Here is a 12,696-nt window from a genome sequence, read left to right on the forward strand (position 1 = left end):
CGTCATGCCCTTTCTGGCGTGGAGGTACTTCTCTGGTTATGTTCTTCGGTCCCATTGGCCGCCGAGCCCTCCGGCGCGGCGAAGAGCGTGCCGGCTTGTTCGGCCAGCAGCAGCCCGAATTTTTCGGCGGCCTCTGCCGTCGTGCGGTAGCTGGGCGCGACGATGCTCACCGCGGCAACCACCTTGTCGCCGGCGAAGACGGGAGCCGCGACGGCGGTGACGTCGGCCTCCACGCTGTCCGCCTGCACGGTGTACCCGCCCCGGCCCACCTGTCCGCTGAGGGCCGCCCCGGCCGCGCTGCCCGCCATCGGGAAGGTCCGGCCCACCCAATTCACGTGGCGCACGGTATGGGTACCCTCTTCGATGGCTATGTACAGCCCGTGGTCGTTGCCGGCGGTCACGCTCAGGTACGCCGACTCCCCGGTCTGGTCCACCAGGCTCCGCAGGACCTCCCGACCCGCATCCACCAGCGACTCGTGGCTGAGCGCCTGGACACCCAACTGCACCATCCGGAAGCCCGGCCGGTAGAGCGCGTTGTCGCGTTTCGCTGCGAACCCGTTGGCTTCCAGCGTGCGCAGCAGGCGCAACGCGGTCGACGCCGACAGGCCCACCGCCTTGGCCGCATCGGCGAGCTTGACGCCGTCGTGCTCGCAGACGATGCGAAGCAGCGCCAGGGTGCGGTCCGCCGCCCTGGTCGTAGGATCCGCTGCCGTTCCTGACGCCATCTCTGCTCCTCGGTAACCATCCAATGTTGCAGTCAGTAAAACATCAATTTCATGCAGCGGCAAGGAATTAGCAAAAAACCCTTGACCCCGGCAGCGCGGATGGGTAGCTTCAGGTAGCAAGCCACGCTCGTTTTACTGATCGAAACAGGTATGCCGCGTACCGGCAGAAACAAGGAGACCCTGATGCGCCCATTGATGTCCGCGGCCACCGCGCCCCGCCGCCCCCTGCTGGCCACCGCCTCGGCCGCGGTGCTGGCCGGCGCCCTCCTGCTGACCGGGTGCGGCTCCGGCAGTCCGTCCTCCACCGGCGGCGGAACGGAAACCGCAGGGGCGCCGGCAGACGCCAGCCTGGACCAGGTGAGCCTGGGCCTGATCCCGATCGCAGACGTGGCCCCGGTTTACCTGGGCATGCAGGAGGGCTACTTCGAGGAGGAAGGCATCCAGCTGTCCATCCAGCTGGCCCAGGGCGGGGCGGCCATCGTTCCGGCGGTGATGACCGGCGAATACCAGTTCGGCTACTCCAACGTCATCTCGCTGCTGATCGCGCGGGACAAGGGGCTGCCGATCACGGTCGTCTCCAACGGCTCCAGCTCCACCAATGAGCCCGGGAAGGATGGGACCGAGGTGGCGGCCATGCCGGACAGCGGCATCGAGAGCGCCGCGGACCTGGTGGGCAAGACGGTCGCGGTGAACGCGCTGAACAACTTCGCCGACGTCACCATCCGGAACTCCGTCGAACAGGCGGGCGGCGACCCGGACGCCGTCGACTTCGTCGAGATGCCGTACCCCAACATGCCCGCGGCGCTGGAGCGCGGCGACGTGGACGCGGCGTGGACCACGGAGCCGTTCCGCACGCAGATCCTGGACGCCGGCGGGAAGATCGTGGCCAGCCCCATGACCGACCTCGCCGACGACTTCGATTCGGCCTTCTACTTCGCCTCCGAGCAAACCCTGCAGGAGGACCCCGAGCTCGTGGAGCGCTTCCGCCGGGCGCTGGAGAAATCTTTCCAGTTCGCCTCGGAGAACGAGGACGAGGTGCGCACGATCATCCAGGATTATGCCAAGGTCACGCCCGAATTGGCCGAGAAGATAGTGATCTCCCGCTGGTATCCGGAGGTCAACATGGAGGGCCTGCAGAAGTTGGGGTCGGCGGCCACCAAGTACGGCGTGCTGAAGAACGAGCCCGACTATGACGCACTGATCGCGGACTGATCCCCGCCCCTCCCATACCCGCCACTCCCACCTTCACCCGCACCCGAACCCGCACCCGAAAGGCACCATGTCCCAGCTCCAGACCGCCACCGTCTCCGTCTCCGTCGGACCCCTCTCCCCCGCCGACGTCGTCGCCGTCGCCCGCCACGGCGCCGCCGTCGAGCTCAGCGAGGAATCCCTGCAGGCCATGGCCGAATCCCGCAAGGTGATCGAGGCCCTGGTGGACGACGACGTGCCGCACTACGGGGTCAGCACCGGCTTCGGCGCCCTGGCCACCAAGCAGATCCCGGTTCAGCTGCGCACCCAGCTCCAGCGCAGCCTGATCCGCAGCCACGCGGCCTCGTCCGGGGCCGAGGTGGACCGGGAGGTGGTGCGCGGGCTGATGCTCAACCGGCTGGCGACGATGGCCACCGGCCGCACCGGCGTCCGCCCGCTGGTGGCCCAGGCCTACGCGGGCATCCTCAACGCCGGCATCACCCCGGTGATCGGCGAATACGGCTCCCTGGGGTGTTCCGGGGACCTCGCGCCGCTGGCCCACTGCGCACTCGCCCTGATGGGTGAGGGCCAGGTCCGCACCCAAGACGGCGAGCTGGTGGCGGCCGCCGACGCACTGGCCGCCGCGGGCCTGGAGCCGGTGGAGCTGCGGGAGAAGGAAGGGCTGGCACTGATCAACGGCACCGACGGCATGCTGGGCATGCTGATCATGGCGTCGGCCGACCTGCACCGGCTGCTGAAGACCGCCGACCTCGCCGCGGCCATGAGCATCGAAGGTTTGCTCGGCACGGACTCCGTGCTCGCCGAGGACCTGCACGCCCTCCGGCCGCACCCCGGCCAGATCGCTGCCGCGGCCAACATGCGCACCGTCCTGGCCGGTTCCGTCCTGATCGCAGAGCAAAAGTCGGCCGGAGCCGATGCGCAGCACCGGTTCACCCGGGTCCAGGATGCGTACTCCCTGCGCTGCGCACCCCAGGTGCACGGCGCGGCGCGCGCCACGCTTGCCCATGTGGAATCGGTGGCCGGCTACGAACTGGCCTCCGCCGTCGACAATCCCGTCGTCACCCCGGACGGCCGGGTGGAGTCCAACGGCAACTTCCACGGCGCCCCGGTCGGCTACGCGCTGGACTTCCTGGCCATCGCCGTGGCCGACCTTGCCTCGATGAGCGAACGGCGGACCGACCGGTTCCTGGACACCGCCCGCAGCCACGGTCTGAATGCTTTCCTGGCCGATGATCCGGGGGTGGACTCCGGGCACATGATCGCCCAGTACACCCAGGCCGGCATCGTCAGCGAGCTCAAGCGGCTCGCCAACCCGGCGTCGGTGGATTCCATCCCGTCCTCGGCCATGCAGGAGGACCATGTGTCCATGGGGTGGTCCGCGGGGCTGAAACTGCGCCGCGCCCTGGACGGGCTCACCCGGGTGCTGGCCATTGAACTGCTCACCAGTGCCCGCGCCCTGGACATGCGCGACGGCGGGGTGGAGACCTCCCGCAGCGCCCCGGCCGTCACCGCGGTGCGCCGGGAGATCCGCAAAACCGTCGCCGGTCCGGGCACCGACCGCTATCTCTCGCCGGAGATCGAGGCGGTCCGACTGCTGGTGGACAGCGGCGTGCTGGTGGACGCCGTCGAACAGGCGGCGGGCACGGCACTGAACTGATGCGTTCGGCATAGACTGGTGCCGACAATCGCCGCGTCCGGCAGGCCGGACCGGATGCGGCGCAGGGACTCTGGGGGCCGGCACCGGGAGGACGTGCTGCATGGCCGCCAACACGCCCGAGGGACAGCCGAGCCGGCGCAGACTGCTGCAGCAGACGGTCCCCGTCTTGGCGGCCGGCATCGGGGCCGGGGCGTTGGGCACGGCCGGGGCGGCCGCCGCAACCCGGCCGGATTCCGCACCGGATGACGAGCGGATTGCGCGCTTGGTGGCGGACCCGACGTCGGCCACCCACCGGGAGCTGCTGCAACTGCTGGCCCCGACAATCGCGGCTGCGGCCCAAACGGCGGCCAACGGGCGCGTCGATCCGCGCCAGGCCGGTTACGACGTCGTCCTGCTGCTGGGCCAGTCCAATATGCAGGGCTGCGGCCTCCCCTTCGATCCGGCCATCGACGTGGAGCTCGACGGGATCGACCAGCTGGCGGGGTCCGGCCCGTCCGCCGGCCGGGTCATCACGGCCAGCGAACCGCTCTGCCATGTCGCCAGTGTGTGGGTGGACGGCCGGCCCGCGGTGGGACCCGGCCTCGAATTCGCGCGGCAGCTGTGGCTGGCCCAGCCGGCCGGCCGCAAGGTGTTGCTGGTGCCCGCGGCCCTGGGCGGCACCTCGATCACCGGCAACGCCGACTACTCCTGGGATCCGGACAACAAGACTGCCCGAACGAACCTGTACCACCGCACGCTGGATGCCGCCCGGCAGGCGCTCTCGCTGAATCCGCGCAACCGTTTGGCGGCGGTCCTGTGGCACCAGGGCGAGTCCGACGCGGTGCTGGGTGCCTCGGAAGGCTGGTACCGCCGCAAGTTGCTGCAGATTATTGATCTGGTCCGCGACGCGCTGGGGCCGGCGCCGTTTCTGATCGGCGGGATGGTGCCCGAATGGCTGCCCGATGACCGGCGGCGGCGCGGCATCGAGGCCGCGCACCGCTCCGTGGCGGCGCAGCGGTTGCGGACGGCGTTCGTGGCGGGCCCGTCCGGCGCCAGCCAGGATGCCGAACAGATCCACTACAGTGCCGCCGGCGCCCGCGAGCTCGGCCTGCGCTTCTACCGCGCCTTCGAGGCCCAAACCTCGGACCGGGCCCGGTAGCCGGGCCGGCGGGCCGGGAAAGGGCGCCACGCCCCGCCCGGTCAGGCCTGCCCGACCGCCTGTCGGGAGGCGACGAACGCCGCGACGCAGGCCTCGACGTCGTCGGCGCTATGGGCCGCCGAGAGCTGCACGCGGATCCGCGCTGCGCCCTTGGGCACCACCGGATAGCTGAAGGCGGTGACGTACACGCCGTGGGCGAGCATGGCCTCGGCCACCCGCCCGGCGAGGACCGCGTCGTGGAACATGACCGGGACGATCGGGTGCACGCCTTCGAGCAGGTCGAACCCTTCCTCCGCCATCCGCCGGCGGAACAACGCGGTGTTGTCCTGCAGCCGCGACCGAAGGTCGGCCGAACCGCCCACCAGTTCCAGCGCCTTCAAGGTGGCGGCCACGATGGCCGGCGCGACGGAGATGGAGAACAGGTACGGACGGGCCTTTTGCCGCAGCACGGTCACGATTTCGCGGCGGCCGGACACGTAACCGCCGGAGGCCCCGCCGAGCGCCTTGCCGAAGGTCCCGGTGTAGATGTCCACCCTGTCGGCCACCCCGGCATGCTCCGGGGTGCCGGCACCGTTGGCCCCCATGAAGCCGACGGCGTGCGAGTCGTCGACCATCACCAGCGCGCCGTATTCTTCGGCCAGTTCGCAGATCCGTTCCAGCGGCGCCAGGTAACCGTCCATGGAGAACACGCCGTCGGTGACGATGACGGTCCGCCGTGCGCCGGCGCCGTCGTTCATTGCCGCGGCCTGTTGCAGCCGCTCCTGGAGCTCGGCCATGTCCCGATTGGCGTAGCGGAACCGCACCGCCTTGGACAACCGGATGCCGTCGATGATCGAGGCATGATTCAGCGCGTCCGAGATGATGGCGTCCTCCGGCCCGAACAAGGATTCAAAGACCCCGCCGTTGGCGTCGAAACAAGACGAGAACAGAATGGTGTCCTCGGTGCCCAGGAAGCGCGACACCTCCCGTTCCAGCTGCAGGTGGAGGTCCTGCGTGCCGCAGATAAACCGCACGCTGGCCATGCCGAACCCTCTCTCGTCCATGGCGGCCTTCGCGGTGGCGATGATGTCCGGATGGTCGGCCAACCCCAGGTAGTTGTTAGCGCAGAAGTTCAGCACCTCGCGGGTTGACCCGTCCTCCGGGCCGGCGGAGATGTGGCTTGACTGCGGGGTGGTGATGCGCCGTTCGGCCTTGAACAGTCCGGCGGCGCGGATCTCCTCCAGCTCCGAGGCCAGCTGGTCCTTGAGTGTTCCGTACATGCTTCTCCTCCCTAGATCCGGGTCCAGTCCAGGACCACTTTGCCGCTTGTCCCCTGCCGGGCCGTCTCGAACCCGCGCTCCCATTCGGCGGCCGGCAGCACGTCGGTGATCACGGAGGAAATCGCCGCGTGCAGGGCCGGGCTGGAGGAGAGCATGGCGCTCATCGCGTACCAGGTTTCGAACATCTCGCGCCCGTAGATGCCCTTGAGCGTGAGCATGTGTGTGACCACCTTGGCCCAGTCGATGGTGATGTCTTCGGCGGGCAGCCCCAGGAGCGCAATCCGGCCGCCGTGGGTCATGTTGTCGATCATGGCCCGCAGTGCCGAGCCGCGGCCGGACATCTCCAGCCCGATGTCAAAACCTTCGACCAGTTCCAGCTGCCGTTGTGCGTCCGCCACCCGGGCGTGGCTGACGTCCACCACCATGTCGGCGCCCATGTGCTTGGCCAGCTCCAGCCGTTCGGCGGACACGTCGGTGACGGCGATCTTGCGGGCGCCGGCGTGGCGTACTACCGCTATCGCCATCAGCCCGATGGGCCCGGCGCCGGTGATCAGGACGTCCTCACCGACCAGCGGAAAGCTCAGTGCCGTGTGCACGGCGTTGCCGAACGGATCGAAGATCGCGCCCAGTTCGGGCGTGACCGCCGGGTCGGTGTGCACCCACACATTGGTTTCGGGGATCACCACGAACTCGGCGAAGGCACCGTCCCGCTGCACGCCGACGCTGACCGTGCGGATGCACATCTGCCGCCGGCCCGCGCGGCAGTTCCGGCAGGTCCCGCAGACGATGTGGCCCTCCCCCGAGACCCGGTCGCCGATCTGCACGTCCTGCACGGCGCTGCCGGCGGCCACGACCTCGCCATAGAACTCATGGCCGGGGATGAGCGGCGCCCGGACCGCCCCCGCGGCCCAGTCGTCCCAGGCCTGGATGTGCAGGTCGGTGCCGCAAATGCCCGTGGTGTGGACCTTGATCTTGACCTCGCCGGTGCCGGGTTCCGGTTCCGGACGGTCGACCAGCTCGAAGCCGGCCTGTGGGCCGGACTTGTAGAGCGCCTTCACGCGGTGTCCTTTCTCTAAGCGGGCCGGCGCGTCCGGCCGCCGGGCTGTGGCCCGGATCGCTAGGCCAACTCTACGTAACTGTCTTGGCGAAGTGGAGCGCGTCACAGTATCCGTCGCGTCAGGGGCAGGGTAGCTTTGCTCGCAACCGGCGGCCGTAGGGCATCCGCGAGTCACCGAATGCGGACCGGGCAGGCCGACCCCATGGGAAGCAGGAAACCGGTCCGGAGCCGGGTGCCGTGAAAGCCGGTGGAAAGGCCGCGGAAGCGCAGGCTAGACTGTGACCCCGGCCACAGGTGCGTGGCTGCGATCCGGTAAAAGGGGTTCTCCAGTGCCGCACCCAGCCCAGCCAGCGTCCCGGCCCGTGCAGGACCAGGCCTACGCCGCGCACGAGCGGCTGGATCCGATGCAGCTGTCCGCCGGGACCGGGAGCATCAGGGGGCTGCGCGCAGTGGTCCGCGACTCCTGGCAACGGTCCTTGCGGCACGCGGCGGATCCGGATCGGGCGCTGGCTCCACTGGTCATGGCCGCGGACGCGCTGGACGAGTTCCGCCGGAACCATCCGTTGTCCGCCATCATGCCGGTCTTTGGCCGGCTGCTGGTGGAGCCCAGCCGCGACGCGGGGATGCTGGTGGCCGTGGGAGACCGGCACGGGCGGCTGCTCTGGGTGGACGGAGAGGCCCGCCTGAAAGACCGCGCCGAAGGCATGATGTTCATGCCCGGCACCGACTGGTCGGAGGCGACCGTGGGCACCAGCGCGCCCGGCACGTCGCTCGCGTTGGGCCGTGGAGTCCAAATCGCCGGTGCCGAGCACTTCAGCCGGGCGGTCCATTCATGGAACTGCACCGCCGTCCCCATCAATGATCCCGAAACCGGCGCCGTCCTCGGCGTCGTGGATCTGACCGGCGGGGAGGAAGCGGCCGCGCCCCACACGCTGTCCTTGGTCCGGGCGGCGGTAGCGGCGGCCGAGGCAGAGCTGCGCATTCTCCGCCTTCAGGCAGCCGCCCGGCACGACCCGGGGACACGGAGCCGGTCAGTGCCTGCCGGCCCGATCACGCGGCGCCGGGGGACGCCGGCCCGTCCCGAGGGCGAATCCGGAGCCCGCCCGAAGGCCGGTCTGCGCATCATGGGACGCGATCAGGGACTGTTGGAACTGGCCGGCCAGCGGATCGAGTTGTCGCAGCGGCACACGGAGATCCTCACCCTGCTTGCCCTGCATCCCGCCGGCCTGACGGCCGGGGAACTGGCGGACCAGCTCAACCCGCGGGCCCAGGGCGCCACCTTGCGCGCCGAGATGGTGCGGTTGCGCAAGCTGCTGGCTGGCATCAGCCCTGCCGCCGTGCCCACATCCCGGCCCTACCGCCTCCCCCAGGAAGTGGCCGTCGACGCGCAGCAGGTCCTCCGGTGCCTGGCCCGCGGGGCACACCGGCAGGCGCTTGGCCTGTACCGCGGGCAGGTCGTTCCGCGGTCGGAGGCGCCGGGCGTCGTCGGTTTCCGCCGGCACGTCAGCGCCACCCTGCGCGAGGCAGTGCTCAGCAGCGCCTCGCCGGATGAAGTCCTGCGGTACCTGCAGCTTCCCGAGGCAAAGTACGACGGCGAGGCCTGGCGCGCGGCGCTGCGCCTCCTGCCGCCGCGCTCACCCAAGCGGGCCGCGGTCGTCGCGGTGCTGGAACAGCTGGAAGCCGGGGACTGACGGGACTTTCGGAACGCTGCCGGTGGTGCAGGCGGAGCCGGTGGTCCGGCGGCCCCCTCTGGACCGTGCGCGGCCGGAGCCGCAGCATGGGCAACCCCTGCAACCTGATTGCAACGTTGCCCTCCGTAGGCTCTGGGGACACAGACAGTGCCGTCTGCCGGGCCGTGGGGGTCCGGACACCGAAGCCAGAGGAGTCGACCATGACTGTTTACGCCCAGCCCGGAACCGAGGGATCACCCGTCAGCTTCAAGCAGCGCTACGAGAACTGGATCGGCGGCGAATGGGTCGCCCCGGTGAAGAACCAATATTTCGAGAACCCCTCCCCCGTGACCGGCAAAACGTTCTGCGAAGTGGCACGCGGGACCGCCGAGGACATCGAATTGGCCTTGGACGCCGCCCACAAGGCGGCACCGTCGTGGGGCAAGACCTCGGTAGCGGACCGGGCCGCCGTGCTGAACCGGATCGCGGACCGGATCGAGGAGAACCTGGAACTGCTGGCCGTGGCCGAGACCTGGGACAACGGCAAGGCCGTGCGCGAGACCCTGGCCGCCGACATCCCGCTGGCCGCCGACCACTTCCGCTACTTCGCCTCGGCCATCCGGGCCCAGGAGGGCCGGCTGTCCCAACTGGACGACGACACCACCGCCTACCATTACCACGAGCCGCTGGGTGTGGTCGGGCAGATCATCCCCTGGAACTTCCCCATCCTGATGGCCACGTGGAAGCTGGCTCCCGCGCTTGCGGCGGGCAACGCCGTCGTTCTTAAGCCTGCGGAGCAGACACCGGCGTCCATCCTGGTGCTGATGGAGCTGATCGCGGACATCCTGCCGGCGGGCGTAGTCAACGTGGTCAACGGTTTCGGCGTGGAGGCCGGCAAGCCGCTGGCGTCCAGTCCGCGGATCCGCAAGATCGCGTTCACCGGCGAGACCACCACCGGCCGGCTGATCAGCCAGTACGCGTCGCAGAACCTAATTCCGGTCACGCTGGAGCTGGGCGGGAAGAGCCCGAACATCTTCTTCTCCGATGTCGCCGCCGAAAACGACGCGTTCTACGACAAGGCGCTGGAGGGCTTCACCCTGTTCGCGTTCAACCAAGGCGAAGTCTGCACCTGCCCGTCGCGGGCGCTGGTGCAGGAGTCGATCTACGACTCGTTCATGGCCGATGCCCTGGCCCGGACCGAGTCGATCATCCAGGGCAACCCGCTGGACACGGACACCCAGGTCGGCGCCCAGGCCTCCAACGACCAGCTGGAGAAGATCCTGTCCTACATGGACATCGGCCAGCAGGAGGGCGCGAAAGTCCTGACCGGCGGCGGCCGGAACATCCTGGACGGGGACCTCGCCGACGGCTACTACGTGAAGCCCACCATCTTCGAGGGCGACAACAGCATGCGGATTTTCCAGGAAGAGATCTTCGGGCCGGTCGTCTCGGTTACCCGGTTCGGGAACTATCAGGAAGCCCTGCAGATTGCGAACGACACGCTCTACGGGCTGGGAGCCGGAGTGTGGAGCCGCAACGGGAACGTGGCCTACCGGGCAGGGCGCGAAATCCAGGCGGGCCGGGTGTGGGTGAACAACTACCACGCCTACCCGGCGGGAGCGGCGTTCGGCGGCTACAAGTCCTCGGGCATCGGCCGCGAGAACCACGCGATGATGCTGGACCACTACCAGCAGACCAAGAACCTGCTGGTCAGCTACAACGAGAACAAGCTCGGCTTCTTCTAAAGACAGGTCACGTCATGGCGTCTGCTTCACCGCAGGGGCAGGGTGCACCCACCCCGCCCGCCGCGAAACACGAGGCGGCGCTCGAGGCCGCGGTGGCGCTGCCCGGGGAGAATTTTTCCCGGGTGGCGCTCACTGGACCGGCGGTCGGGCTGCTGCAAAGACTATGGGAGGCCCACGGGCCGCTGATGTTCCATCAGTCCGGCGGCTGCTGCGACGGTTCCTCCCCCATGTGCTATCCGGCCGGTGAATTCCTCACCGGCGATGCGGACGTGCTGCTGGGCACGTTCGACCTTCCCGGCCGCGGGATCCTGGACTTCTGGATGTCGCGGGAGCAGTTCGCGTACTGGAAACACACGCATCTGACCGTGGACGTGGTGGACGGGCGCGGCAGCGGGTTCTCGGTGGAGGCGCCGGAGGACAAACGCTTCCTAATCCGCTCCCGGCTGCTCGACGGGAGCGGGCAGCCGGCCTGAGGCGGCGGTCGGGGCCGGGTGCCGATCTCCCTGACGCTCCGGTTTGGGCCCCTGCTCCGCTTATTAGGCGGAGCAGGCGCCCGAACCGGAACAGGGGCCCAAACCGGAGCAGGAGCGGGGACCAAACCCAGGGGCCCGGACCCAAGCAGGAGCGGGGACCGGAGCAAGCGCCCGAACCGGAGCAGGAGCGGAAACCTTGACTGCCCGCGCGGCTAGCGTTCGAAGAGGCAGAACGGGTGCCCAGCCGGATCGAAGTACACCCGGACGTCGTCCTGCGGTTGGTATCCGGCACGTTCAGCCCCTACCGACTCGGCATGAGAGCAGGCGGCGGCCAGGTTCTCGACGAGGATGTCCAAATGCATCAGCATTTGCTGTTCGCCGGGTTCTTCGGGCCAGACCGGCCGGCGGTAGTCCTCCTCCAGCTGGAAGGACAGCCCCGGCCCACCGCCCGGATTGGCCAGCGTCACCCAGTCTGGCTCGTTGGTGCGGATGTCCCAGCCCAGCAGCCGACCGTAAAACTGAGCCAAGGCCAACGGATCCGGCGCTCCCAGCACCGTTGCATGCAGCTGCAGTCCTGTGGGGCCGGGCATCGCCGCTCCTCCCGTGGACGCACTTCCTGGGCAGTAGTCCGGCCATGCTACTGCGGCGGCGGCGCGGCGGCTAGCTCCCGGACAGGACTTCGGCCAGCGCCCGCTCCGCCACGCCGCGCAACAACCGGTTGTCATCCGAGGAGGTCAGCAGCACCGTCGCGATGTTCAACGCCCAGCCGCGGGCGCGCTGCCAGGTGTCCGGGGAAACGTCGGTGCGCGCTTCGACGGCCGCAATAAACTCCCGGCGCCCCGGAGCGTCAAACACCAGCCAGGCGGCGGCCAGATCGGTCGCCGGGTCGCCCGCGGTGATGTCGCCGAAGTCGATGACGGCCGCCAACCGGTTTCCGTTCACCACCAGGTTCCCCGGGTGGAGGTCGCCGTGCAGCCACAGTGCCGGTCCCTCCCACGCGGGCACGGCGGACAGCTGGCGCCACAGCGCCGTGACACGTTCTGCCTCCGGAATGGCCCCGGAAGCCAGGCGCTGCTGCACGGCGGCGTCGCGGGAGGACAGCGGCACGCCGCGCACCGGATTCACCGGGGCGCCCGCCGGGGCGGGCACATGCAGCGCGGCCACGAACGCCGCCAGCCCCGGGGCCAGCGGTCGCCGTTCCTCCGGCTGAAGGCGCCAGGCAGCCCGGCCCTCCAGCCACGGCACTACCGACCAGGACCAGGGATAGTACGACGTCGGGCTGCCGCGGCGCGTCGGGGCCGGCACGGCGAGGGGCAGCTCCCGGGCCAGGGACGGGAGCCACTGCTGTTCATGCAGCACCAGATCCCCTGCCGCGGTCCGGCGCGGCAGCCGGACGGCCAGATCGGCTCCGAGTTTGAACGTCACGTTGTCCCACCCGTTGGCCACCCGCACCAGTGGCAGCCGGGCGAGGTCCGGGAACTGGTCCGAGAGCAACCGCTGCACCAGGTCGTTACTGATGTCGATTTCGGCAGCAGGCATCGAAGCCATTCTGTTTCCGTACTCCCCTTAATCGGCGGGCGTGGCCCCGCCGGCGGCGAAGGCTGTCGTACCCGGTCCGGTAGTCCAGCGGAACCGGCCCGATGTCGGCCCGGGTCCGCTAGGCCAGCGGAACCGGCCCGATGTCGGCGCCGGCGGACGCGCGCGTCCCCGGGCGGACCGGGCGGCGTGGAACCGGGCCGATATCGGCCCCGGCACGGCGCGAC

General features: G+C 69.6%; 11 protein-coding genes. 6 read left to right on the plus strand and 5 right to left on the minus strand.

All coding sequences use genetic code 11. The annotated features are described in order from the left end of the window. Positions 1-2: 2 nt before the first annotated feature. Positions 3-725 (minus strand): IclR family transcriptional regulator, encoded by a 723-nt coding sequence (locus tag AC5RTY_RS13215; protein WP_494002501.1) that lies wholly within the window; start codon positions 723-725, stop codon positions 3-5. A 183-nt stretch (positions 726-908) separates the two neighbouring features. On the opposite strand from AC5RTY_RS13215, the gene AC5RTY_RS13220 reads away from it, so the two are divergent. From AC5RTY_RS13220 to AC5RTY_RS13230, 3 genes are all read left to right on the plus strand, one after another. Continuing rightward, a complete protein-coding gene (locus AC5RTY_RS13220) occupies positions 909-1,937 on the plus strand; it encodes an ABC transporter substrate-binding protein (RefSeq protein ID WP_494073664.1) in 1,029 nt (342 codons plus the stop codon). A gap of 67 nt (positions 1,938-2,004) precedes the next feature. Then, on the plus strand, positions 2,005-3,591 hold the full coding sequence (hutH, locus tag AC5RTY_RS13225; protein ID WP_494026409.1) for a histidine ammonia-lyase: 1,587 nt from the start codon (positions 2,005-2,007) through the stop codon (positions 3,589-3,591). 100 nt (positions 3,592-3,691) lie between these two features. Continuing rightward, complete coding sequence (locus tag AC5RTY_RS13230; RefSeq protein WP_494073663.1) at positions 3,692-4,729, plus strand: sialate O-acetylesterase; 1,038 nt, start codon at positions 3,692-3,694, stop codon at positions 4,727-4,729. A gap of 41 nt (positions 4,730-4,770) precedes the next feature. On the opposite strand, the gene AC5RTY_RS13235 is transcribed toward AC5RTY_RS13230, so the two are convergent. Further along, complete coding sequence (locus tag AC5RTY_RS13235; protein WP_494139647.1) at positions 4,771-5,988, minus strand: glycine C-acetyltransferase; 1,218 nt, start codon at positions 5,986-5,988, stop codon at positions 4,771-4,773. A gap of 11 nt (positions 5,989-5,999) precedes the next feature. Continuing rightward, on the minus strand, positions 6,000-7,046 hold the full coding sequence (gene tdh / locus AC5RTY_RS13240; RefSeq protein WP_494073662.1) for an L-threonine 3-dehydrogenase: 1,047 nt from the start codon (positions 7,044-7,046) through the stop codon (positions 6,000-6,002). 328 nt (positions 7,047-7,374) lie between these two features. On the opposite strand from tdh, the gene AC5RTY_RS13245 reads away from it, so the two are divergent. The 3 genes from AC5RTY_RS13245 to AC5RTY_RS13255 all read left to right on the plus strand — a co-directional run bounded on the left by AC5RTY_RS13245 (position 7,375) and on the right by AC5RTY_RS13255 (position 10,933). Further along, positions 7,375-8,736, plus strand: coding sequence for a GAF domain-containing protein (locus AC5RTY_RS13245; RefSeq protein WP_494073661.1), 1,362 nt, complete (start codon positions 7,375-7,377; stop codon positions 8,734-8,736). Positions 8,737-8,936: 200 nt separating this feature from the next. Then, a complete protein-coding gene (gene exaC, locus AC5RTY_RS13250) occupies positions 8,937-10,460 on the plus strand; it encodes an acetaldehyde dehydrogenase ExaC (protein WP_494026413.1) in 1,524 nt (507 codons plus the stop codon). 14 nt (positions 10,461-10,474) lie between these two features. Next, complete coding sequence (locus tag AC5RTY_RS13255; protein ID WP_494139648.1) at positions 10,475-10,933, plus strand: DUF779 domain-containing protein; 459 nt, start codon at positions 10,475-10,477, stop codon at positions 10,931-10,933. Between the two features lie 212 nt (positions 10,934-11,145). On the opposite strand, the gene AC5RTY_RS13260 is transcribed toward AC5RTY_RS13255, so the two are convergent. Both AC5RTY_RS13260 and AC5RTY_RS13265 read right to left on the minus strand, forming a co-directional pair. Continuing rightward, positions 11,146-11,523 carry a VOC family protein gene (locus AC5RTY_RS13260; protein WP_494073659.1) on the minus strand — a complete coding sequence of 126 codons (378 nt, stop codon included), beginning with the start codon at positions 11,521-11,523 and terminating at the stop codon, positions 11,146-11,148. 70 nt (positions 11,524-11,593) lie between these two features. Continuing rightward, the gene (locus AC5RTY_RS13265) at positions 11,594-12,472 is read right to left on the minus strand and encodes an aminoglycoside phosphotransferase family protein (RefSeq protein ID WP_494073658.1); all 879 of its coding nucleotides are present in this window, start codon (positions 12,470-12,472) and stop codon (positions 11,594-11,596) included. Positions 12,473-12,696: the final 224 nt, after the last annotated feature.

This window comes from Arthrobacter sp. Y3224055 (genome assembly GCF_059090825.1).

What these genes read in the sequence shown, in the direction of transcription:
- AC5RTY_RS13215 (WP_494002501.1), bottom strand. Translation starts at nt 725, where the DNA reads ATGGCGTCAGGAACGGCAGCGGATCCTACGACCAGGGCGGCGGACCGC.
- AC5RTY_RS13220 (WP_494073664.1), top strand. Translation starts at nt 909, where the DNA reads ATGCGCCCATTGATGTCCGCGGCCACCGCGCCCCGCCGCCCCCTGCTG.
- hutH (WP_494026409.1), top strand. Translation starts at nt 2,005, where the DNA reads ATGTCCCAGCTCCAGACCGCCACCGTCTCCGTCTCCGTCGGACCCCTC.
- AC5RTY_RS13230 (WP_494073663.1), top strand. Translation starts at nt 3,692, where the DNA reads ATGGCCGCCAACACGCCCGAGGGACAGCCGAGCCGGCGCAGACTGCTG.
- AC5RTY_RS13235 (WP_494139647.1), bottom strand. Translation starts at nt 5,988, where the DNA reads ATGTACGGAACACTCAAGGACCAGCTGGCCTCGGAGCTGGAGGAGATC.
- exaC (WP_494026413.1), top strand. Translation starts at nt 8,937, where the DNA reads ATGACTGTTTACGCCCAGCCCGGAACCGAGGGATCACCCGTCAGCTTC.
- AC5RTY_RS13255 (WP_494139648.1), top strand. Translation starts at nt 10,475, where the DNA reads ATGGCGTCTGCTTCACCGCAGGGGCAGGGTGCACCCACCCCGCCCGCC.
- AC5RTY_RS13260 (WP_494073659.1), bottom strand. Translation starts at nt 11,523, where the DNA reads ATGCCCGGCCCCACAGGACTGCAGCTGCATGCAACGGTGCTGGGAGCG.
- AC5RTY_RS13265 (WP_494073658.1), bottom strand. Translation starts at nt 12,472, where the DNA reads ATGCCTGCTGCCGAAATCGACATCAGTAACGACCTGGTGCAGCGGTTG.